Origin of the sequence: Pseudomonas sp. LLC-1, from assembly GCF_002992185.1 — a bacterium.
In the GTDB taxonomy this organism is placed as follows: domain Bacteria; phylum Pseudomonadota; class Gammaproteobacteria; order Pseudomonadales; family Pseudomonadaceae; genus Aquipseudomonas; species Aquipseudomonas monteilii.
This window is the reverse complement of record NZ_LUVY01000003.1, coordinates 83000-105044: the sequence shown is the minus strand read 5'-3', so window position 1 is coordinate 105044 and position 22045 is coordinate 83000. Positions and strand designations below refer to the sequence as shown.

Below are 22045 nucleotides of genomic sequence, written 5' to 3'. Positions count from 1 at the left end.
GACGGCAACGAGATGCCGCTGGGCGAGCGGGGCGAGTTGTGCATCAAGGGCCCGCAAGTGATGAAGGGCTACTGGCAGCAGCCCGACGCCACGGCCCAGGCCCTGGATGCGGACGGCTGGTTCAAGACCGGCGATATTGCGGTGATCGACCCGGACGGTTTTACCCGCATTGTCGACCGCAAGAAGGACATGATCATCGTCTCGGGCTTCAACGTTTACCCCAACGAGATCGAGGATGTGGTGATGGGCCACCCCAAGGTCGCCAACTGTGCAGCCATCGGTGTGCCGGACGAGCGTTCCGGCGAGGCGGTGAAGCTGTTCGTGGTGCCGCGTGAGGGAGGGCTGAGCGTTGACGAGCTCAAGGCCTACTGCAAGGCCAACTTTACCGGCTACAAGGTGCCCAAGCACATTGTGCTGCGGGAGTCGTTGCCGATGACGCCGGTGGGCAAGATCTTGCGGCGGGAGCTGCGCGACATAGCTTGATACCGGAGGCTTCTTCGCGGGCTTGCCCGCGAAGGCCTTTAAACGGCTCTAACAGGCTTGTTACAGCCTGATCTGCGACATTTTGGTTAAAAACTCTAAAAATGACTTGTATTGTTCATTGAGTCATTTTTGTGACTATAAGGCCTGTTTTGGCCTCTAGGCGACCCCAGGCAAAGCTGTTACTCTCGGCCCGCTTTCAGACGATCCGGTTTGCAACGAACCGCCGTCTCATATCAATAATAAGCGCATCGACGCGCCAATCGAACTTCGCTGTTGCTGAAGGAGTGGGCTTCCATGATCGAACATTTTTGGAAGGATAAGTACCCAGCCGGGATTACGGCGGAAATCAATCCTGACGAATTCCCCAATATCCAGGCAGTACTCAAGCAATCCTGCCAACGCTTTGCCGACAAACCGGCCTTTAGCAACCTGGGCAAGACTATCACTTATGGCGAGTTGTATGCGCTGTCGGGGGCGTTTGCGGCCTGGCTGCAGCAGCATACCGACCTCAAGCCGGGTGACCGCATTGCCGTGCAACTGCCCAATGTCCTGCAATACCCGGTCGCGGTATTCGGTGCCATGCGTGCCGGGCTGATCGTGGTCAACACCAACCCGCTGTACACCGTGCGGGAGATGGAACACCAGTTCAACGACTCCGGCGCCAAGGCCCTGGTGTGTCTGGCCAACATGGCCCACCTGGCTGAAAAGGTGGTGCCCAAGACCCAGGTCAAGCACGTTATCGTCACCGAAGTGGCCGACCTGCTGCCGCCGCTCAAGCGCTTGCTGATCAACAGCGTGATCAAGTACGTGAAGAAGATGGTACCGGCCTACAACCTGCCGCGTGCCATACGCTTCAACGACGCGTTGGCATTGGGCAAGGGCCAGCCGGTAACCGAGGCCAACCCGCAGGCCAACGACGTGGCGGTGCTGCAGTACACCGGCGGCACCACGGGCGTGGCGAAGGGGGCGATGCTGACCCACCGCAACCTGGTGGCCAACATGCTGCAGTGCCGGGCGCTGATGGGCTCCAACCTGCACGAAGGCTGCGAAATCCTGATCACGCCGCTGCCGCTGTACCACATCTATGCCTTTACCTTCCATTGCATGGCGATGATGCTGATCGGCAACCACAACGTGCTGATCAGCAACCCGCGTGACCTGCCGGCCATGGTCAAGGAACTGGGCAAGTGGAAGTTCAGCGGCTTTGTCGGCCTCAACACCCTGTTCGTTGCCCTGTGCAACAACGAGGCGTTCCGCGCCCTGGACTTTTCGGCGCTGAAAATCACCCTGTCTGGCGGCATGGCCTTGCAACTGAGCGTGGCCGAACGCTGGAAGGCCGTTACCGGCTGCGCCATCTGCGAAGGCTACGGCATGACCGAAACCAGCCCGGTGGCGGCGGTGAACCCGGCAGAGGCCAACCAGGTGGGTACCATCGGTATTCCGGTGCCTTCGACCCTGTGCAAGATCATCGACGACGCCGGCAACGAGTTGCCGTTGGGTGAAGTGGGCGAGCTGTGCGTCAAGGGCCCGCAGGTGATGAAGGGCTACTGGCAGCGCGAAGACGCCACCGCCGAAATCCTCGACAGCGAAGGCTGGCTGAAAACCGGTGACATCGCCCTGATCCAGGCGGACGGCTACATGCGCATTGTCGATCGCAAGAAGGACATGATCCTGGTCTCGGGCTTCAACGTGTACCCCAACGAACTGGAAGATGTGCTGGCGGCCTTGCCGGGCGTGTTGCAGTGCGCGGCCATTGGCGTGCCGGACGAGAAGTCGGGTGAAGTGATCAAGGTTTTCATCGTGGTCAAGCCGGGCATGACCCTGACCAAGGAGCAGGTGATGGAGCACATGCGTGCCAACGTTACCGGCTACAAGGTACCGCGCCAGATCGAGTTCCGTGATTTGTTGCCAACTACCAACGTGGGCAAGATCCTGCGTCGCGAGTTGCGTGATGAAGAGCTGAAGAAGCAGGGCCTGAAGAAGATCGCCTGATAGATCTCACTGGTCTCTTCGCGGGCACGCCCGCTCCCACAGGTATCGCGCTGAGCCAGAGGGCTGCGCTGTAACTGTGGGAGCGGGCGTGCCCGCGAATGCTTTAGCGCAGCTTTTCAAGCATCTGGTAGTACCACATCCCCGCCGCCAGCAGCGGGTTCCCCAGCAAGTCCCCCATCGGCACCCGCACATGCTTGCACTGCGCGAAGGTGTCGAACTTCTCCAGCGTCCCGGTCAACGCCTCGGCCATGATCTCGCCCATGATGTGGCTGGTAGCAATGCCATGCCCCGAGTAACCCTGGCAATACCACACGTTGTCCGACAGCTTGCCCAACTGCGGAATGCGGTTGACCACGATGCCCATGGCACAGCTCCACTGGAACTCGATCGGCACGCCCTTGAGCGCCGGGAAGGTGCGTTCGATGCACGGGCGCAGTTCGCCTTCGATATCGCGTGAGTCCTTGCCCGAGTAATTGGCGCCGCCACCAAACAGCAGGCGTTTGTCGGCGGTCAGGCGGTAGTAGTCGAGCACGAAGCGGCAGTCGTATACAGCCAGGTCCTGCGGGTTGATCTGCTCGGCCAGCTCACCCAGCGGCGCGGTGGTGACGATGCCGCCCATGGCCGGGAAGATCTTGCCTTTGAGCTGGCGCTTTTCCAGCTTGTGATACACATCGCCGGCCAGCATTACCTGGCGCGCTTCGACCCGGCCATGGGCAGTGACCACTGCCGGGCGCGGGCCGTGAACGATGTCCAGCACCTCGGAATTCTCGAAGATCAGTGCACCCAGGCTGTGGGCCGCACGGGCTTCACCCAGGCACAGGTTGAGCGGGTGCAGGTGCAGGTTGCGCAGGTTTTTCAGTGCGCCCAGGTACAGCGGGCTTTGCAGGTGCTCCGCCACTGCCGCACGGTCCAGCAATTGCACCTGCTCGCCCATGCCACGGCGGCGGGCCTCGGCCTCGAAGGCGCGCAGTTCGTCCATGTGCGAAGGTTTCATTGCCGCATGCAGGTGGCCGCGCTTGAGGTCGCAGTCGATGCCATAGCGCGCCACGCGCTGCTCGATCACCTGGTGACCGCGCCAGCGCAGGTGCCAGATGAAGTCGTCGACTTCGCCACCCAGGTGGTTGCGCATCTGCGAGCGCATGGCCTCATCACCCGACAGGCTGCCGGTGACCTGGCCACCATTGCGTCCGCTGGCGCCCCAGCCGATGCGGTTGGTTTCGACGATGGCCACCTTCAGGCCACGCTCGGCCAGCTCCACCGCTGTGGCCACGCCGGTAAAGCCGCCGCCGATGATGGCCACATCCACCTGCACCGTGCCCTTGAGCTGCGGGTACTCGGTGTGGTCGTTGAGGGAGGCGGTGTAATAGGACGGCGCACGCTGCGCCGGGCCTTTGTTCAATGCTGCGTTCATGGGTGTTCCTTGTTAGGTAGGGGCTCAGGCCTGGTGCAGGTACCAGCGCCAGTCCTGCTCGCTGACTTCGGCCATGAACTGGCGGTACTCGGCACGCTTTACCTTCAGGTACACGCCAAGGAAGTCGGCGCCCAAGGCTTCGCGAGCCCAATGGGAATGCTGCAGGGCATCGAGGGCGGTCAGCCAGTCGGTGGGCAGGTGCTCGGTGGCTTGGGCATAGCCGTTGCCTTCCACCGGTGCGCCTGGGTCCAGCTGTTCGCGGATGCCGCGATGGCTGGCGGCGAGGATCGCTGCGGCAGCCAGGTAAGGGTTGGCGTCGGCGCCGCAAATGCGGTGCTCTACATGCCGGCTGTTGGCCGGGCCGCCGGGCACGCGCAGGCTCACGGTGCGGTTGTCCACGCCCCAGGTCGGCGCCAGCGGCGCATAGCTGTTGGCCTGGAAGCGGCGGAACGAGTTGGCATTGGGGCAAAACAGCAGCAGCGAGTCGCGCAGGTGGCGCAGCATGCCCGCCACGGCCTGGCGCAGCAGCGGGGTGCCGGCCTTGTCTTCACTGGCGAACAGGTTGTTGCCCGTGCTGTCGGCCAGGCTCAGGTGCATGTGCATGCCGGTGCCGGCCAGGTTGGCAAACGGCTTGGCCATGAAGCAGGCCTGCATGCCGTGGGCGTGGGCCACGCCCTTGACCAAGCGCTTGTAGCGCACGGCCTGGTCCATTGCCTGCAGGGCGTCGCCGTGTTCGAGGGTAATTTCCACCTGGCCGGGGGCGTACTCGGAAATCGCAGTGCGCGCCGGGATGCCCTGCGCCTTGCAGGCGGCGTACAGGTCGGCGAGGAACGGTTCGATCTGTTCCAGTTCACGCAGGCCATAGACCTGGGTGCTGCGCGGGCGGCCGCCATCATTGTCCAGCGCCGGTTGCGGGCGGCCCTGGGCGTCACGCTTCTGGTCGAGCAGATAGAACTCCAGTTCGCAGGCCATCACCGGGTGGTAGCCGTCGGCTTTCAGCGCTTCGATGGTGCGTAGCAGCACATGGCGCGGGTCGGCGATGCTGGCTGGCAGGCCTTCGCTCGGGTGCATGCTGACCTGTACCGCGGCGGTCGGCACCCGGCGCCAGGGCAGGCGCACCAGGCTGCCTTCGAGTGGGTAGGCGCGGCAGTCGATGTCGCCCACGTCCCACACCAGGCCCGAGTTTTCCACGTCGTCGCCGTTCAGGGTCAGGCCAAGGATAGTGCTGGGCAGCGGCCGGCCGGTCTGGTACACGGCCAACAGTTCATCACGGTGCAGCAGCTTGCCGCGTGGTACGCCGTTGGCGTCGAGGATGAACAGCTCGAACAACTCGATATCGGGGTTGTCAGCCAGGAAACGGGTAGCCTGCTCTACAGGTGCAAAGTGCATGATGAATTCGCTCACAAGCGCACAGGACATTCGCGCAAAAAGCGCGGTCCGGTTGAGTCAAACGGCCAGACGATGGCCGGGTTTGGTCACAAAGGCGTGAGCGAGCAGTCCGGTGGGCGCGCGTGGCGGCAGTGCCACAGTGCCCAGAAGGCGAGGATGATGTGCACCAGCGGATTTTCCCCGGCACGGCTCCGGGCCTTCGGTAGCGAAGGGCGGGAAGACGGTGGGGCGATGGGCTGGGCGGGAGTCATGCTTTTGATACTCACATGCGGCGTAAGGTTGATTAAAGCAGTGAATGGCAACCTTTACATCGCGGTTGGCTAAACATTATCCGGAAGGCAACTCGTTCAATGTGGGAGCGGCCTTGTGTCGCGAAAGGGCCGCAAAGCGGCCCCAGGTTATTAGCTTCAGTGCAGAGATTGCTGGGGCCGCTGCGCGGCCCTTTCGCGACACAAGGCCGCTCCCACAGGGATTGTGCAAGCAGCAGAGAATCGGCAAATCTGCGACAATCGCCCGACTTTCCGAATGCCGATCATGAAAAAGCAGGCTCACCTGCATCACTAAAAAGCCCCATGACTGACCACGCCATCGACAAACTGCTGCAAAACCTCGACCACGCCATGATTGCCGACCGCCATCGTCTGCGCCGGCAACTGCACGAACTGCGCAAGCGCCCCGACGAGGCGAAGCTTTCGCAGTGGGTGGAAAAGGTCCAGGCGTCCTGCGCCCAGGTCACTGCACGTCAGCAGAGCGTGCCGACCGTGCGCTACGACGACAACCTGCCGATCGCCGCCAAGCGTGACGAAATCAAGAAGGCCCTGGCCGAAAACCAGGTGCTGGTGATCGCCGGCGAAACCGGTTCGGGCAAGACCACCCAGTTGCCGAAGATTTGCCTGGAACTGGGCCGTGGCAGCCATGGCCTGATCGCCCACACCCAGCCGCGCCGGATCGCCGCGCGCAGCGTGGCCGCGCGGGTTGCCGAAGAACTGGGCACTCCGCTGGGCGGGCTGGTCGGTTACCAGGTACGTTTCGAAGACCAGAGCGATGCCAATACCCTGGTCAAACTGATGACCGATGGCATCCTGCTGGCCGAAACCCAGCACGACCGCTTTCTTGAGCGCTACGACACGATCATCGTCGACGAAGCCCACGAACGCAGCCTGAACATCGACTTCCTGCTCGGCTACCTGAAGACACTGCTGCATCGCCGGCCGGACCTGAAACTGATCATCACGTCGGCCACCATCGACCTGGAACGCTTTTCCAAACACTTCGATGGCGCGCCGATCATCGAGGTGTCCGGGCGTACCTTCCCGGTGGAAACCTGGTACCGCCCGCTCACCAGCGAGCAGGACGAGGAAGGCAACCAGATCGAGGACGACCTCACCGTCGACCAGGCCATCCTCGCCACCCTGGATGAGCTGGCGCACCACGAACGCAGTGAAGGCAAAGGCCCGGGCGATGTGCTGATCTTCCTGCCCGGCGAGCGGGAAATCCGCGATGCCGCTGAAATCCTGCGCAAGGCGCAGTTGCGCCACACCGAGATTTTGCCGCTGTACGCACGCCTGTCGCCGGCCGAGCAACAGCGCATCTTCCAGCCGCACACCGGGCGCCGCGTGGTGCTGGCCACCAACGTGGCCGAAACCTCGCTGACCGTGCCGGGCATCCGCTACGTGATCGACACCGGCATCGCACGCATCAGCCGCTACAGCTACCGCGCCAAAGTGCAGCGCCTGCCCATCGAAGCTGTGTCCCAAGCCAGCGCCAACCAGCGTAAAGGCCGTTGCGGCCGGGTCGAGCCGGGCATTTGCGTACGTCTGTACAGCGAAGAGGACTTCAACAGCCGGCCGGCGTTTACCGACCCGGAGATTCTGCGCACCAACCTGGCGGCGGTGATCCTGCAGATGTTGCACCTGCGCCTGGGCGCGATCGATGCGTTCCCGTTCATCGAGCCGCCGGATGGCAAGGCCATCAGCGATGGCTTCAACCTGTTGCAGGAACTGTCGGCGGTCAACCGCGAAAACCAGCTGACCCCGATTGGCCGCCAACTGGCGCGCCTGCCCATCGACCCGCGGCTGGGCCGCATGCTGCTTGAAGGCGCCCGACTGGGCAGCCTGCAGGAAGTGCTGATCGTTACCAGCGCACTGTCGGTGCAGGACCCGCGCGAGCGCCCGCCAGAGCGTCAGCAGGCGGCTGATCAGGCCCATGCGCAATGGAAGGACGTAGACTCCGACTTCGCCGCGCTGGTCAACCTGTGGCGCGGTTTTGAAGAACAGCGCCAGGCGCTGACGGCCAACCCGCTGCGTAACTGGTGCCGCAAGAATTTCCTGAATTACTTGCGCCTGCGTGAGTGGCGCGATGCCCACCGCCAGCTGGCGCTGATCTGCCGTGACCTGCAGTTGACGGTGAACAAGGAACCGTCCGACTACCAGAAGATGCACAAGGCCATCCTCAGCGGCCTGCTCAGCCAGATCGGCCAGAAGACCGAAGAGGGCGACTACCAGGGGGCGCGTCAACGGCGTTTCTGGGTGCACCCGTCTTCGGGCCTGGGGCGCAAGCGACCGCAGTGGGTCATGGCCGCCGAACTGGTCGAGACCACCAAGCTGTATGCGCGCATGGTCGCCAAGATCGAGCCGGACTGGATCGAGCCGCTGGCCGGCCATCTGGTCAAGAAAAACCACTTCGAACCGCACTGGGAGAAGAAGCGCGGGCAGGTGGTGGCTTATGAGCAGATCACCCTGTACGGCCTGATTCTGGTCGGCCGCCGTCCGGTACATTTTGGCCCGATCGACCCGGTCACTTCGCGTGAGCTGTTCATCCGCGAGGGCCTGGTGGGTGGCGAAATACAGTCGAGGGCCAAGTGCCTGGCGGCCAACAAACGCCTGCTCGAAGAACTCGACGAGCTGGAGGCCAAGGCCCGCCGGCGCGACATCCTGGCTGACGAGGAAACGCTGTACGCCTTCTACGAAGCGCGCCTGCCGGCGGAAATCCACCAGACCGCGACCTTCGACAGCTGGTACCGCATGGGCAGCCAGAAGGACGCCAACCTGCTGATCATGCGTGAGGAAGACGTGCTGGCCCGTGAGGCTAGCGAAGTCACTGCAGCGCAGTACCCCGACAGCATGCAGGTCGGCGAGCTGCGCCTGCCGCTGAGCTACCACTTCGAACCCGGCCACCCGCGTGACGGCGTGACCGTGCGGGTGCCGGCACCGTTGCTGCCAAGCCTGCCCGGCGAGCGCCTGGAATGGCTGGTGCCAGGCCTGCTGGAAGCCAAGTGCGTGGCGCTGATACGCAACCTGCCCAAGGCCCTGCGCAAGAACTTCGTGCCGGTGCCGGACTTCGTCAAGGCTTCGCTGGCGCGCATGACTTTTGGTCAGGGCGCACTGCCGCAGGCCTTGGGTCAGGAGTTGCTGCGCATGACGGGTGCGCGGGTGTCCGACGAGGCCTGGGACGAGTCGGTCCAGCTGGTCGAGGGCCACCTGCGCATGAACATCGAAGTGGTCGACGGCCAGGGCAAGTTCCTTGGCGAAGGCCGCGACCTGGCCGAGCTGACCGCGCGCTTTGCTGCTGCCAGCCAGGCTGCCCTGGCGGTGCCGCGCACTGAAAAGAGCGAGCAGCCGGTGCAGGCCAAGGCTTTCAGCGAAGTGAAGCAGACTGCCCAGCAGAAGATTGCCGGCCTGTCGATGACCGTGTACCCGGCGTTGGTGGAAGAGGGCGGTAGCGTGCGCGAAGGGCGCTTCTCGACCCAGGCCGAAGCCGAGTTCCAGCACCGCCGCGCCCTGCAGCGCCTGTTGTTGCAGCAACTGGCCGAGCCGGCCAAGTACCTGCGCGGCAAGCTGCCGGGCCTGACCGAGCTTGGCCTGCTGTACCGTGAAATGGGCCGGGTCGAGGCACTGGTCGAAGACATCCTGCTGGCCAGCCTGGACAGCTGCATCCTTGAAGGCGAACAGCCGTTGCCGCGTGATGGTGCGGCCTTGGCCGGGCTGGCTGAGCGCAAGCGCGGCAGCTGGGCCGAACATGCCGAGCGGCTGGCGCGCCAGACGCTGGAGGTGCTGAAGCTGTGGCATGGGCTGCAGAAGCGCTTCAAGGGCAAGATCGACCTGAGCCAGGCGGTGGCGCTGAACGACATCAAGCAACAGTTGGGCAACCTCGTGTACCCGGGCTTTGTGCGTGAAACGCCCGGGGTTTGGTTCAAGGAGCTGCCGCGTTACCTCAAGGCGGTGGAACTGCGCCTGGAGAAGCTGGGTTCGCAGGTGCAGAAGGACCGGGTATGGAGCGGTGAGCTGGCCAATTTGTGGGCACAGTACAAGGCCCGTGCCGACAAGCATGCCCAGGAAGGCAAGCGCGATGAGCAACTGACGTTGTACCGCTGGTGGCTGGAGGAATACCGGGTGTCGCTGTTTGCCCAGCAGTTGGGCACAAAGGTGCCGATTTCCGACAAAAGATTGAGCAAACAGTGGAGCCAGGTGGAAGGCTAACCTGCCCGATTTGTGGCAAACTTCAGGGAGTTTGGGGCCGCGTTGCGGCCCTTCGCGGGCGAGCCCGCTCCCACAGGGGGCACGTACGCCCCTGAATTGGTACTAAAGTGCCACTAAATTGTCATATTCCCAGCCAGCGCCCTGTGGCGATGGCCTTTGACCAGAGGAACGACCGTGCATAACGTCGTGATCAGCGGCACCGGCCTGTACACCCCGGCCCAGAGCATTTCCAACGAAGAACTGGTGGCTTCCTTCAACGCCTGGTCGCAGCAGTTCAACCAGGACAACGCCGCTGCCATCGAGCGCGGTGAAGTTGAAGCAGCGCCGCTGTCCGATGCGGCCTTTATCGAAAAGGCCTCGGGCATCAAGAGCCGCTTCGTGATGGACAAGGCCGGCATCCTCGACCCGCAGCGCATGAAACCACGCCTGCCCGAGCGTTCCAACGACGAGCCCTCGGTGCTCTGCGAAATGGCCGTGGCCGCTGCCCGCCAGGCCCTGGAGCGCGCCGGCCGCACGGCTGCCGATGTCGATGGCGTGATCGTCGCCTGCTCCAACCTGCAGCGCCCGTACCCGGCCATCGCCATCGAAGTGCAACAGGCGCTGGGCATCCAGGGCTTTGCCTTCGACATGAACGTGGCCTGCTCGTCGGCCACCTTCGGCATCCAGACTGCCGCCAACAGCGTGGCCCTGGGCCAGGCGCGTGCGGTGCTGATGGTCAACCCGGAAGTGTGCACCGGGCACCTGAACTTCCGTGACCGCGACAGCCATTTCATTTTCGGTGATGCCGCCACCGCGGTGTTGCTTGAGCGTGCCGACAAGGCCACCTCGGCGCACCAGTTCGACATCGTCAGCACCAAGCTGTGGACCGAGTTCTCCAACAACATCCGCAACAACTTCGGCTTCCTCAACCGGGCAGCGGAAGAGGGCGAGGGCGCCGCAGACAAGCTGTTCATCCAGGAAGGCCGCAAGGTGTTCCGTGAGGTGTGCCCGAAGGTGGCCGAGCTGATCGGTGAGCACCTGCAGGAAAATGGCCTGCAACCGAGCGATGTGAAGCGCTTCTGGCTGCACCAGGCCAACCTCAGCATGAACCACCTGATCGTCAAGAAGCTGCTGGGGCGTGAAGTGGCCGAGGAAGATGCACCGGTGATTCTGGACCGTTACGCCAACACCAGTTCGGCGGGGTCGGTGATTGCCTTCCACCTGTATCAGGATGACCTGGCCAAGGGGTCGTTGGGCGTATTGAGCTCGTTTGGTGCGGGGTATTCGATTGGTAGCGTGATTCTGCGCAAGCGCTGATCCTCTGTCAGCCTGTACCGGCCTCTTTGCGGGTTTACCTGCGAAGAGGCCGGTACAGGCTGACAGGCAAAAAAAAAGCGGGAAACGCCGGATGGGGTCGGCATTTCCCGCTTCAGGTGAAGCAGAGGAGGGTTTTGCTTAGAACTTGGCTTCCAGGTCCACCTGCAGCGTGTCTACATCAGCATCGCTGTTCGGCAGGTTGGAGTAGTCGGTCTTGGCCATCATGTAGGCCGCGCCCAGGGCGAAGTTCTTGTCGATTTCGTAACCCACCTTGAACTTGTGGCCACGGGAACCGGTAAAGCCGTTACCGAAGTCGGAGTCGGTGAACAGGCTGACAACACCGTTACGCTGTACGTCGCGGTAGTTGTAGTCCAGGCTCCAGGCGCCGATCTTGCTCTTCAAACCAGCCAGCCAGGCCTTGTCCTTGCCATCGGTGCTTTCGGTGTTCTTGACGAACTGGCCGTAAGCCGACAGTGGAATGGCGAAACCGGTGAAATCGACCTGACCGAAGCCTTCAACCAGGTTGAACTCGTCGGTGGTGTTGCCCAGCGAGCGCAGAGCAGCCGAGGCCTTGTCGTTGTCGTAGCCGTATACGCTGCCGCCAACGGTAACCTTGACGGTGTCAGCCGCGTTGAACTTGGTACCCAGCTGGGCCGCGTACAGTTGCGCGTCGTGCTTGAACTGCACGCCGTCGCCGTCGACGTTGTCCTTCAGGTTGTAGTGGCCGATGCTGCCGAACACTTCGGCCGGGCCGAGGTTGGTCTTGTAGGTAGCTGCCACGCCTTCCGGGTTGATGTCGCTGTCCCAGATGATGTCGCCCATGCTCACCCATGGCTGCATCATCTTGCCGCCGATCAGGTGCAGGTTAGGTACGGCAGTCGGGTGCCAGTCGAGGTAGGCCAGGTCGACCCACAGCGATTTCTTCTCGAAGTAGTTGTCCAGGCTCTGGTTGGTCGAACGGGCATCGGCGCTGCTGCCGGTGGCCACACGCACGCCAGCGTCAACCTGCGGGTTGATCTCGCTGTAGAAGCCGACACGGGCACGCACGCGCTCACGGTCCTGGTTGCCGCTGCGGGAGATCGGGTTGTCAACGTTGACGTCTTCGTAACGCAGGCGCACATCACCCTTGATCTGGGTCTTGGCGGCCCATGCCACTTTCTGTTCGAAGTTGCTCATCCGTTCAGATTGAGCTTTCTGGTCGGCCCTTTCCTTGGTTTCTTTTGCCAGGTCGCCCTGCAGTTCGTTGTACTGCGCCTGGTTGATCGAGCCGTTGGCGCGGAGCATTTCGAGCAGCTTGGCGTCGACAGCAGCACTGGCCGGGGCGCTCAGAGCCAGCATCATGCCGGTGAGGCTCACTCCGGTAAGTGTAGAAACAAGACGCATAAGGTTCTCCCTACTGAAAAAAATGGGGGAGGCTCAAGCGCCTGCCCCTGCGTTGGCATGTCTTCGGAAAGGGCCTGACTAGACAGGTTCTGAGGTTCCGGAAAACAGGCGCAAGTATTGCGGGGGCCAATGACAGATTAATGTCTAATTAGTGGCACTGCGGTTAAGTAATTGAGAATAAAAGGATCAGCCCGGCGTTCGTCATTTGAGTGCCGGGCCTTCCTTGAGGATACTGAAGGCCTTCACACAGCGAGCCGAAACCGTGACCAGCCTGTACAGCCTTGCCCATTTGCGTGATCTTCCGGCGGCCACCTGGGACGCCCTGGTGCCAGCAGGCCAACCGTTCCTGCGCCATGCCTTCCTCAGTGCGATGGAGGACAGCGGCAGCGTGCAGCGCAGCACGGGATGGGCTGCCGAGCACCTGGTGCTGGAGCGTGACGGGCAGGTGAGGGCGTTGTTGCCGGCTTACCGCAAGTGGCATTCGTTTGGCGAGTACGTTTTCGACCATGGCTGGGCCGATGCCTGTGAACGGGCAGGTATTGCCTACTACCCCAAGCTGCTGGGGGCAGTACCGTTCAGCCCGGTCAGCGGCCCACGCCTGTTGGCGGCGGACCCTGCCGACGGTTTGATGATGCTGCAGGCCCTGCCCGAGTACCTTGGCAAGGGCGGGTTATCCGGTGCGCACATCAACTTCACCGACCCGGCACTGGACACACAGCTGGCAGGCCTGCCGGGCTGGATGGAGCGCCTTGGTTGTCAGTTCCATTGGCGCAACCGGGGCTACAGGGACTTTCAGGACTTTCTCGACAGCCTGAGTTCGCGCAAGCGCAAGCAGATGCGCAAGGAGCGTGAGCAGGTGGCCGGGCAGGGCATTGATTTTCGCTGGTACCGTGGCGATGAGCTGGACGAGGCGCAGTGGGATTTCGTCTTCCTGTGCTACGCCAACACCTATGCGGTGCGCCGCCGTGCCCCCTACCTGACCCGCGCATTTTTCAGCCTGCTGGCCGAGCGCATGCCCGAGGCTGTGCGGGTGGTGATGGCGCGTCAGGGTGGGCGCGATGTGGCGATGGCGCTGAGCCTGGTGGGGGGCGACAGCCTGTTTGGTCGTTACTGGGGCTGCCTGGATGAATTCGACCGGTTGCATTTCGAGACGTGTTTCTACCAGGGCATGGACTTTGCCATTGCCGAGGGCTACCAGCGTTTCGATGCCGGGGCGCAGGGGGAGCACAAGCTGATACGCGGGTTCGAGCCGGTGTTGACGCGGTCGTGGCATTACCTGCTGCACCCCGGGTTGCGGCGGGCGGTGGAGGATTTCCTGGCGCAGGAGCGGGAAGGGGTAAGGGGGTATGCCGAGGAGGCACGGGGGATGTTGCCCTTCCGCCAGGAATGATGCCTTCGGTGATGCAGGTTGGCTTTGGTGCGCTTCTAATCTAGAAGCTGACCGAAGCCGACAGCCGAGCCGTACGTGGCGCCCCCTGGAACAGGTAGTTATCCCCCAGGTAATCCCCTACATCACGCCAGTAGCGTTTGTCGAACACGTTATCAACGGTCAGCCGTAGCACCGTGTCATACCCGGCAATACGCGTCCGGTAGCGGCTGCCAAGATCGAGTACCGCATAGCCGCCAACCTCCACGTTCCCCGCCTGGCTCGCAGACTTGCTGGCGCTGTAGCGCGCCCCGCCCAGCAACGCCAGGCCTGGCACCGGTAGTGTGTATTCTGCCTGCAGCGCTGCCCGGAACCTGGGCACGTTGATCGCCTGATGGCCTTCATAGGCCTCGGTGCCGCTGTTTTGCACCCGCGCCCGAATGGCCGCAGCGCTGGCTTGCACCTGCAGGTTGTGGGTCACCCAGCCGCTGGCGCCCAGTTCCAGGCCAGTGTTTTTCTGCTGGCCTTGCTGCACATAGGTGAAGTTACCGGCGCCGTCCGGGCGTGCGTACTGGTAGGCCTGGCGGATCTGGAACAGCGCGGCGCTGAAGCTCACACCTTGCCAATCGTGCTTCAGGCCCAGTTCCAGTTGGTGGGAGGTCGTGGGGGCAAGGATTTCGAATTTGTTCAGCGCAAACCACGGCGCTGTGCCGCCGGCCGACAGGCCTTTGGAATAGCTGGCGTATACCGTGGTATTCGGCTGCGGCTTGTAGATAACCGCAGCATTGGGCAGTAACGCGTATTGGCGGGTATGGCGCCCGGCAACACCGTTCTCGTCCCAGGTCTTTTCATCCAGGCGCACTTCGCGGGCGCCCAATACGGTTTGCCATTGCTCGTTGAAACTGATGCGGTCGCTGACGAACAGGCCATACTGGCGGCTGTCCAGGCGGCGCTCGCTGGCGCCAACGGGTTTGTCGGAAGGTGGTTGAGCTGGGGAACCTGTGTAGATATTCCCGGGGAGCTCCAGAAGTTCGTTGTAGTAAGGGCGTTGATCCAGCGTCCGACGTTGAGCGCTGGTACCCATGGTCAACTCATGGCTGATACCGGCAACGTCAAACCGTCCGTTGACCATCGCCTGTGCCTCATCGACGCGCCGGGTGTCGTCAGGGCTGCGAAAGTCATAGATGTCGTAGTCACCTTCCGGGCTGAAATGAGACTGCCAGCCATCTTCGCTTCCCCAGGCAAACGCGCTGTAGTCGTCGATCACCACCTTGCTGCGCGAGGCACTCAAGGTGCCGGTCCAGGCCTCGTTGAAGCGATACTCGAAGCGCCCGCCCAGGTTCAGCGAGTCGTTCTGCACCGGTTTGGCCCAATCCTGGTAGGCCAGGCGGTCATCCGGGTCGATGCCGTGGGGCACTTCGGTGCCGCCCAGTAATTGGTAGCCCGGCACCGAGCGCTGTTCGCGGTGCTGGTATTCGGCATCCAGCTGCAGGGTGGCATCCGGGTTGATCTGCCAGTCGAACGCCAGCGAGGCGAAGTCGCGCTTGCCGTCAGCGTGGTCGACGTAGGAGCGGATGTCTTCATGGGCCAGGTTGGCGCGCAGGCCAAACTGTTTTTCGCTGCCGAACCAGCCGCCCAGGTCGGTGGCCAGGTAGCGTTCGCCTTGCTCGTTGGTCGATACGGTGATGCTGCGCACGTCTTCGGCACGCTTGGTCACGTAGTTGATCAGGCCGCCCGGCTCCGACACGCCGCTCTGCAGCCCTGACAGGCCCTTGAGCAATTCCACCTGCTGCTTGTTCTCCAGGGCCACGTTCTGCTCGCCGGCGATGGTCTGGCCATTGATGCGGTAGCTGCTGGCGGCATTCAGCTCGAAGCCGCGCACATTGAAGTTTTCGTAGTAGCCGATGGGGGCATAGCTTTCGCCAACCGAGGCGTCACTTTGCAGCACTTCGCTGAGCTTGCGCACCTGGCGGTCTTCCAGCAGTTGCTGGGTGAATACGCTGACCGAGGCGGGCGTATCGAGCAAGGGCGCGGGCTGCAAGCCACCCACCGCGGCCTGGCGTGCCTGGTAGCCATCGTTGGCATAGGTGTCGGACACCTGCAGCGGCGCCAGCACCACGCTGTCTTCGGCAAGCGCATGGGGGCAATGCAGGGCCAGGCCCAGGCTGAGCAGGCTCAGGGGAAGACGGGGGTGATGCGGTGGCATGCGGGGGCTCCGACCATGAAAAAGGCGGCATCTTAACAGCCGCCTTCTGCATAAAACGATCCGGGCCCCGCGATATTCAGTCCTGGTTGGCGGGCCGCTTGTGCTGCCGCCAGCTGTCATCGATCTTTGACCAGGTTTTGCCGTCGGTTATCGCCATGAGCTTGCGCCCATCCTTGAAGGTGGCCAGGAAGGTGGCTTCTTCCTCCTTGCCACCCAGCCACAGCCCGGCCAGCAACCCTACCGGGCCCGCCACCAGAGCGCCGGCCACACCCCAGCCCAGGGCGCTGCCTAGGCTGCGGCTTGATTCCAGGCTGGCCAGCCTGAGGTCGCTGATGCGCGCGAGTGAAATCCGCTCGCCCGGGGAGGGGCTGCGCGGGGTCTTGAGTGTGAGCGATCCGTTGCGATACTCGCCTTCACCTTGCAAGAAATCGCCGGATTGCACCGTGAGTCTTGTCATAAAGTCGTCCTGTCAGGGAAAGGGCATTGACCAGCGCCTACTGAGCGCTGCCCGGGCAGGCAAGTCAACGCCAATACGACGGAGGGTAGTGCGGTGCGATGTCGCCCCTGTGTCAATCAAGCGGCCTTTCGATTGGCCAGTCCCCACGCCAGCAGCGCCAGCCCGCCTATCACCAGGCCTGCTACCACAATGCCCATCCAGCCCTGGTGCTGGAACAACTGTGTGCCCAGCAGCGACCCCAGCGCCCCGCCAATGAAGTAGCAGGTGATGTACCCGGCATTCAGCCGCGTGCGTGCCTCGGGCCGCAGGGCAATCACTGCGTTCTGGTTGCTCACGTGCACCAGTTGCACTGCCAGGTCGAGCATCAACACGCCCAGTAGCAAGGCCAGCAGCGACTGCTGGGCAAACCCCAGCGGCACCCACGACAGCAGCAATACGACCAGGCCCACAGTGGTACCCAGCGAGCCTTTGCCACGGTCGGCCAGCCGCCCGGCCCAGTTGGCCGACAGCGCACCCGCCGCACCAGCCAGGCCGAACAGGCCGATCACGGCGTCCGAATAGTGGTAGGGGCCTTGTGCGAGCAGAAACGCCAGCGGTGTCCAGAACAGTGCGAACAGGCTGAACGCCAGCAGCCCAAGCAGTGAACGCAGGCGCAGCACGGGCTCTTCGAAGAACAGGCGGAACACCGAAGCGATCAGCGCCGGGTACTTCAGCCCGGCATGGCTGTGGTGCTGTGGCAAGCTACGGTACAGGGCCAGGGCGGTAATCGCCATCAACACGGCGGCCAGCACATAGATGCTACGCCAGCCGCCCAGTTCGGCCATGAAGCCGGCTGCGGTGCGCGCCAGCAGGATGCCCAGCAGCAGGCCGCTCATCAGCGTGCCGACCGCACGGCCGCGCTGATGTGGCTCGCTCAGGGTCGCGGCCATGGGGACCAGGATCTGCGCCACCACCGAGAACAGCCCGGTCAGCGCCGTGCCCAGAATCAGCCAGGGAAGGCTCGGCGCACAGGCGCTGATGACAAGGCCCAGCGTGGAAATAGCGGTCATTACGGTGATCAGCCGGCGCTGCTCGAACAGGTCACCCAGCGGCGCGAGCAACAACAGGCCGGCGCCATAACTGAGCTGTGCGGCAATGACGATGCTACCGGCGCTGGCAGTGCTCAGGCCGAACTGCTGGGCGATGCTGTGCAGCAGCGGTTGGGCGTAGTAATTGCTGGCCACGGCCAGGCCGGTGGCGGTGGCCATCAGCAGGATCAGGGCGCGGCTGAGAGTGGGGGAGGTCATGCGTGGCTCGCGGCGGGCAGAGGAAAAGGGGGATTATCGGGAAGTGTCGGGCATGACATCAATCTATTGTGCGGTGTAGAGGGGCGCAGATAGGTTGAACCTGTGCCGGCCTCTTCGCGGGCTTGCCCGCTCCCACAGGGATATCACTGCCCTCAAGCCTTGTGATTTCCCTGTGGGAGCGGGCAAGCCCGCGAAGGGGCCGGCACAGGCGACCTTTCAATCAGGCAGCAAACCCACCATCCACAGTCAAACTGGCCCCGGTGATGTACCCCGCCTCCGGCCCCGCCAGGTAAGCCACAAAGCTGGCAATCTCATCCGCCTCGCCATAGCGCCCAATCGCCATCAGCGGGATCAGGCTCTCGGCAAACTCGCCGCTGGCCGGGTTCATGTCGGTGTCCACCGGCCCTGGCTGCACGTTGTTCACGGTAATGCCTTGCGGCCCCAGGTCGCGGGCCATGCCGCGGGTCAGGCCAACCAGCGCCGACTTGCTCATGGCATAGGGTGCGCCACCGGCAAACGGCATGCGTTCGGCGTTGGTGCTACCGATGTTGATGATGCGCCCGCCCTGGCCCATGTAGCGTGCGGCGGCCTGGCTGGCGACGAACACGCTGCGTACATTCACCGCCAGCATGCGGTCGAAGTCGGCCAGGTCGAATTCGGCTACCGGTGCCACCGCCAGCACGCCGGCATTGTTGACCAGGATATCCAGCCGGCCGAAGGCCTTCACGGCGTCATCCACCGCCAGCTGCACGGCTGCTGCATCGGCACTGTCGGCCCGCAGGGCCAGGGCCTTGCCGCCGTTTTCGATAATTTCCTGGGCCAGTGCTTCTGCCGGGCCGGCAGAGCTGACATAGGTAAAGGCCACGTGTGCGCCCTCGCGGGCCAGGCGCCGCACGATGGCCGCACCAATGCCACGGGAACCGCCCTGTACCAGGGCCACTTTGCCTTCGAGTGTAAGTTGCTTGGACATGCTGATCTCCTGCTGGAAGCCAGGCCGGAATGCCTTGGATGGGCGCAGTATCGGCGCTCGATTACCTGCTGATAAGATGGCAATCACTATCAGCAGAGTAAACCTTTGGTTGCCAATCATGGCCATGGAATCGTTCAACGCGTTGGAGTGCTTCATCCGCAGTGCCGAGGTCGGCAGCTTTGCCGAGGCTGCCAGGCGCCTGAGCATTACCCCGGCCGCTGTGGGCAAGCATGTGGCCCAGCTGGAGGCGCGCCTGGGGGTGCGGTTGTTCCAGCGTAGTACCCGCAAGCTGACTTTGACCGAAGCGGGGCAGCGTTTTCTCGGTGAGGTCAGTGACAGCTTCCGCACTATCCAGTACGCCGTGGCCAACCTGGCCAGCGCCGAAGGCCAGCCGGCCGGGCTGTTGCGGGTAAGTATGGGTACGGTGTTCGGGCGCTTGTACGTGTTGCCGTTGCTGAGTGAGTTTTTGCGCCGTTACCCGGCCATTACCCCGGACTGGCATTTCGACAACCGCCAGGTCGACTTGATTGGCCAAGGGTTCGATGCGGCGATTGGCGGTGGTTTTGAACTGCCGCCGGGGGTGGTGGCGCGCAAGCTGACGCCTGCGCACCGGGTGTTGGTGGCGGCGCCGGTGTATCTTGAACGGCATGCGCCGATTGCAGACCCAGAGGTGCTGCAGCGGCACGACGGCATCCTGATCCGCTCACCGCAGACCGGGCGGGTGCGTTCGTGGCCGTTGACCAGCCGCTGGCAGGCGCAACAGCCGTTGCAACTGCGCCAGGCGATGACCATGAGCGATTCGGATGCGGCGTGCGCGGTGGCCGAGCAGGGGCTGGGGATTGCCCTGGTGAGCCTGCCGTTTGCCGTGCCCTACCTGCAGGGTGGGCGGCTGCGGCGGGTGTTGCCGGACTGGTATGTGGACGACGGGCACATCAGCCTGTATTTCGCCGAGCACAAGCTGTTGCCGGGCAAAACCCGGGCGTTCATCGATTTTGTGGTGGAGAAGTTTGCCGAGCAGGGGTTGGCGGGGCGGTTTGATGCCTTGCAAGACCATTAGATTTGTATTGCCCATACTGGCCCTATCGCCGGCAAGCCAGCTCCCACAGAGACCGCACAGCATTCAGGCCTGTGGTAATCCTGTGGGAGCTGGCTTGCCGGCGATAGGGCCCGGTCAGGCAATACCCGTAATGAACAATGTCTGCGCCCCCACGCTTACCTCATCATCCACACGCTTGCCCATCAGTTGCTGCCCAAGCGGCGAGCGCGGGGTAATTACAGTTACCAACCCATCCCCCTCGCCAATTTTCAGCCCTGCCGCTTCAGGGCCGATGAACACCCGCCGCTGCCCGCCATCCTCATCCTCCAGTGTCACCAGGTTGCTCACCTGCACACCGCGTGCGGGGTCATAGTCGCGCAGCAGTAGTTGCTGGTAGATCAGCAGGGCCTGGCGAATCTCTGCACTGCGCCGGGCCTGGCCGGTGGCCAGGTACGAGGCTTCCAGGCCCAGGGTGTCGTACTTGTTCTCGGCGATGTTCTCTTCGGCGGTGGCGGCCTCGTAGGCGGTTTGCGCCGCACGGGTCAGCACGTCCAGATCATGCGTGAGGATGGCGACGATCTGCGCCAGCAGGTGGGGCTTGTCCATGGTCAGTAACAGAACTCCAGCACATTGGCCTGGCTTTTGTCGGTGGGGGCGGTGCGGTTCTGCTGCAGCCAGAACTGGCACTTGGGGCTGTTGAGGTTGCGCGGGTTGCCTTGGGCGGCTTCGGCGGCCTGTTGCTGTTCCTGCTTGTGCAGGATGTCCTTGTAGCGGTCGAACATCTCGGCCTGGGCATCCGCTGGCGGGGCTGCTGCCGGCGCCGCTGCTGGCGGGTAGACGCTGGGGGGCAGGGCCTGGGCCAGCGGCTGTACCTGCTGCGGCCACACCGACAGGGCTAGCCAGGCGCTCGCCACGATGGCCACCGCGCCCAGCCAAAGGCCAAAGGCAACGCACAGGATCAACGGCAACGGCTTGAGGGTGATTTTCAGTTCACGCTGGCGGGGCATGGCAGCCTCCTGGCAAGGTCGGTCGGGGTGCATTGTCGCATGCACTTGGGCATTTTTCCGCGCAGGTGCTTTTGTCGGCGACAATTTATGCGCAGAATTCGCGGTTTTTGCACCGGTACGGGAGGGGCGCATGAAAGCCACCTGGGACATCTTCTGCAGTGTCGTCGACAACTACGGCGATATTGGCGTGACCTGGCGCCTGGCTCGGCAGCTGGTGGCTGAGCATGGCCTGGCGGTGCGCCTGTGGGTGGATGACCTGAACGCCTTCACGCCCATGTGCCCCGGCGCCGATGCCACTGCTACGCAACAGTGGCAGCAGGGTGTGGACGTGCGCCAATGGCCGGCAGCCTGGTTGCCGGTGGATCCGGCTGATGTGGTGATCGGCGCATTTGCCTGCCAGTTGCCGGCACCTTATGTGGAGGCCATGCGTGCCTGCGCCACGCCGCCGCTGTGGCTGAACCTGGAATACCTCAGTGCCGAGGACTGGGTGGAGGGCTGCCATGGCTTGCCGTCGCCGCAGCCCAATGGCCTGCGCAAGGTGTTTTTCTTCCCCGGCTTTACCGAGAAGACGGGTGGACTGCTGCGCGAGGGCTCGCTGCTGGCGCGGCGTGACGCGTTCCAGCAGGGGGCAAGGCAGGCCTTCTTGCAGGGGCTTGGTGTAAATCCCGAAGCAGGGGCGTTGCTGGTTTCGCTGTTCGCCTACGAAAACCCGCAGCTGGGCAACTGGCTTGATGCCCTGGCCACAAGCGAGCAGCCTTGTCACCTGCTGGTGCCGCAGGGGCGCGTTGTCGCGGGGCTCAGCCAGTGGCTTGGCGAGGCGCCGCTACCCGTGGGCAGCGTGCGCAAACGAGGGGCACTGACCGTGCAGGTGCTGCCTTTCGTCAGCCAGGACGACTACGACCGGCTGCTGTGGAGCTGTGATTTCAACGCCGTGCGCGGCGAAGACTCGTTCGTGCGTGCACAGTGGGCCGGGCAACCGATGCTGTGGCACATCTACGTACAGGACGAAAACGCCCACTGGGAAAAGCTCGAAGCGTTTCTCGGGCATTATCGACGCGGCCTGTCAGACGATGCCGATGCCGCACTGCTGGGCCTATGGCGTGCCTGGAACATGGATTTCGACATGGGCCAGGCCTGGCGGGCGGCCCGTCAGCATTGGCCAGAACTGCAGCAGCATGCCCGGCGTTGGGCTGCGCAACAGGCCGCTCAGCCGGACCTTGCCACAGCGCTAGTACACTTTTACCGAAATTCGCTATGATACGCGGCCTCGATTTTTATAAATCCA

Annotated in this window: 15 protein-coding genes and 1 pseudogene; 7 read left to right on the top strand and 9 right to left on the bottom strand. The window is 63.2% G+C overall.

What is annotated here, in order from left to right; all coding sequences use genetic code 11:
* Together A0O30_RS02035 and fadD1 are read left to right on the top strand one after the other, a co-directional pair.
* A pseudogene (locus tag A0O30_RS02035) lies at window positions 1-483 on the top strand (AMP-binding protein); the annotation flags it as partial.
* Window positions 484-777: 294 nt separating this feature from the next.
* Window positions 778-2475 carry a long-chain-fatty-acid--CoA ligase FadD1 gene (gene fadD1 / locus A0O30_RS02030; protein ID WP_105945403.1) on the top strand — a complete coding sequence of 566 codons (1698 nt, stop codon included), beginning with the start codon at window positions 778-780 and terminating at the stop codon, window positions 2473-2475.
* 103 nt (window positions 2476-2578) lie between these two features.
* On the opposite strand, the gene A0O30_RS02025 is transcribed toward fadD1, so the two are convergent.
* Together A0O30_RS02025 and A0O30_RS02020 are read right to left on the bottom strand one after the other, a co-directional pair.
* The gene (locus A0O30_RS02025; RefSeq protein WP_105945402.1) at window positions 2579-3886 is read right to left on the bottom strand and encodes an FAD-binding oxidoreductase; all 1308 of its coding nucleotides are present in this window, start codon (window positions 3884-3886) and stop codon (window positions 2579-2581) included.
* 24 nt (window positions 3887-3910) lie between these two features.
* Complete coding sequence (locus A0O30_RS02020) at window positions 3911-5275, bottom strand: glutamine synthetase family protein (RefSeq protein ID WP_105945406.1); 1365 nt, start codon at window positions 5273-5275, stop codon at window positions 3911-3913.
* A 572-nt stretch (window positions 5276-5847) separates the two neighbouring features.
* On the opposite strand from A0O30_RS02020, the gene hrpA reads away from it, so the two are divergent.
* Together hrpA and A0O30_RS02005 are read left to right on the top strand one after the other, a co-directional pair.
* Window positions 5848-9753, top strand: coding sequence for an ATP-dependent RNA helicase HrpA (gene hrpA / locus A0O30_RS02010; RefSeq protein WP_105945400.1), 3906 nt, complete (start codon window positions 5848-5850; stop codon window positions 9751-9753).
* Window positions 9754-9927: 174 nt separating this feature from the next.
* Window positions 9928-11049, top strand: a complete 1122-nt coding sequence (locus tag A0O30_RS02005; protein ID WP_019099150.1) for a beta-ketoacyl-ACP synthase III — start codon at window positions 9928-9930, stop codon at window positions 11047-11049.
* A 138-nt stretch (window positions 11050-11187) separates the two neighbouring features.
* Here the strand turns inward: A0O30_RS02005 and A0O30_RS02000 are convergent, their stop codons facing one another.
* Entirely contained in the window at window positions 11188-12432 is a 1245-nt protein-coding gene (locus A0O30_RS02000; protein ID WP_016711900.1) for a putative porin, read from the bottom strand.
* Between the two features lie 262 nt (window positions 12433-12694).
* Here A0O30_RS02000 and A0O30_RS01995 point away from each other — a divergent pair, with 262 nt between their 5' ends.
* Window positions 12695-13822: a GNAT family N-acetyltransferase gene (locus A0O30_RS01995; RefSeq protein ID WP_105945399.1), complete on the top strand. Its 1128-nt coding sequence runs from the start codon at window positions 12695-12697 to the stop codon at window positions 13820-13822.
* A gap of 40 nt (window positions 13823-13862) precedes the next feature.
* Here the strand turns inward: A0O30_RS01995 and A0O30_RS01990 are convergent, their stop codons facing one another.
* From A0O30_RS01990 to A0O30_RS01970, 4 genes are all read right to left on the bottom strand, one after another.
* Entirely contained in the window at window positions 13863-16004 is a 2142-nt protein-coding gene (locus A0O30_RS01990; protein ID WP_105945398.1) for a TonB-dependent siderophore receptor, read from the bottom strand.
* 76 nt (window positions 16005-16080) lie between these two features.
* Window positions 16081-16461: a hypothetical protein gene (locus A0O30_RS01985; protein ID WP_060498703.1), complete on the bottom strand. Its 381-nt coding sequence runs from the start codon at window positions 16459-16461 to the stop codon at window positions 16081-16083.
* A 116-nt stretch (window positions 16462-16577) separates the two neighbouring features.
* Window positions 16578-17747, bottom strand: a complete 1170-nt coding sequence (locus A0O30_RS01980; protein WP_105945397.1) for an MFS transporter — start codon at window positions 17745-17747, stop codon at window positions 16578-16580.
* A 220-nt stretch (window positions 17748-17967) separates the two neighbouring features.
* Window positions 17968-18717, bottom strand: a complete 750-nt coding sequence (locus A0O30_RS01970) for a 3-oxoacyl-ACP reductase family protein (RefSeq protein ID WP_105945396.1) — start codon at window positions 18715-18717, stop codon at window positions 17968-17970.
* A gap of 118 nt (window positions 18718-18835) precedes the next feature.
* Here A0O30_RS01970 and A0O30_RS01965 point away from each other — a divergent pair, with 118 nt between their 5' ends.
* Window positions 18836-19774: a LysR family transcriptional regulator gene (locus tag A0O30_RS01965; RefSeq protein ID WP_104835357.1), complete on the top strand. Its 939-nt coding sequence runs from the start codon at window positions 18836-18838 to the stop codon at window positions 19772-19774.
* 114 nt (window positions 19775-19888) lie between these two features.
* Here the strand turns inward: A0O30_RS01965 and A0O30_RS01960 are convergent, their stop codons facing one another.
* Both A0O30_RS01960 and A0O30_RS01955 read right to left on the bottom strand, forming a co-directional pair.
* Window positions 19889-20359 (bottom strand): GreA/GreB family elongation factor, encoded by a 471-nt coding sequence (locus A0O30_RS01960; RefSeq protein WP_105945395.1) that lies wholly within the window; start codon window positions 20357-20359, stop codon window positions 19889-19891.
* Between the two features lie 2 nt (window positions 20360-20361).
* On the bottom strand, window positions 20362-20760 hold the full coding sequence (locus A0O30_RS01955) for a hypothetical protein (RefSeq protein WP_105945394.1): 399 nt from the start codon (window positions 20758-20760) through the stop codon (window positions 20362-20364).
* A gap of 130 nt (window positions 20761-20890) precedes the next feature.
* Between A0O30_RS01955 and earP the strand changes: the two genes are divergently transcribed.
* The gene (earP, locus tag A0O30_RS01950) at window positions 20891-22018 is read left to right on the top strand and encodes an elongation factor P maturation arginine rhamnosyltransferase EarP (protein ID WP_105945393.1); all 1128 of its coding nucleotides are present in this window, start codon (window positions 20891-20893) and stop codon (window positions 22016-22018) included.
* The last annotated feature ends 27 nt before the right edge of the window (window positions 22019-22045 follow it).

Coding starts and splice junctions, on each gene's coding strand:
- A0O30_RS02025 (WP_105945402.1), bottom strand. CDS start 3,886: ATGAACGCAGCATTGAACAAAGGCCCGGCGCAGCGTGCGCCGTCCTAT.
- fadD1 (WP_105945403.1), top strand. CDS start 778: ATGATCGAACATTTTTGGAAGGATAAGTACCCAGCCGGGATTACGGCG.
- A0O30_RS01985 (WP_060498703.1), bottom strand. CDS start 16,461: ATGACAAGACTCACGGTGCAATCCGGCGATTTCTTGCAAGGTGAAGGC.
- A0O30_RS02000 (WP_016711900.1), bottom strand. CDS start 12,432: ATGCGTCTTGTTTCTACACTTACCGGAGTGAGCCTCACCGGCATGATG.
- A0O30_RS01965 (WP_104835357.1), top strand. CDS start 18,836: ATGGCCATGGAATCGTTCAACGCGTTGGAGTGCTTCATCCGCAGTGCC.
- A0O30_RS01970 (WP_105945396.1), bottom strand. CDS start 18,717: ATGTCCAAGCAACTTACACTCGAAGGCAAAGTGGCCCTGGTACAGGGC.
- A0O30_RS01980 (WP_105945397.1), bottom strand. CDS start 17,747: ATGACCTCCCCCACTCTCAGCCGCGCCCTGATCCTGCTGATGGCCACC.
- A0O30_RS01960 (WP_105945395.1), bottom strand. CDS start 20,359: ATGGACAAGCCCCACCTGCTGGCGCAGATCGTCGCCATCCTCACGCAT.
- earP (WP_105945393.1), top strand. CDS start 20,891: ATGAAAGCCACCTGGGACATCTTCTGCAGTGTCGTCGACAACTACGGC.
- hrpA (WP_105945400.1), top strand. CDS start 5,848: ATGACTGACCACGCCATCGACAAACTGCTGCAAAACCTCGACCACGCC.
- A0O30_RS01955 (WP_105945394.1), bottom strand. CDS start 20,760: ATGCCCCGCCAGCGTGAACTGAAAATCACCCTCAAGCCGTTGCCGTTG.
- A0O30_RS02020 (WP_105945406.1), bottom strand. CDS start 5,275: ATGCACTTTGCACCTGTAGAGCAGGCTACCCGTTTCCTGGCTGACAAC.
- A0O30_RS01990 (WP_105945398.1), bottom strand. CDS start 16,004: ATGCCACCGCATCACCCCCGTCTTCCCCTGAGCCTGCTCAGCCTGGGC.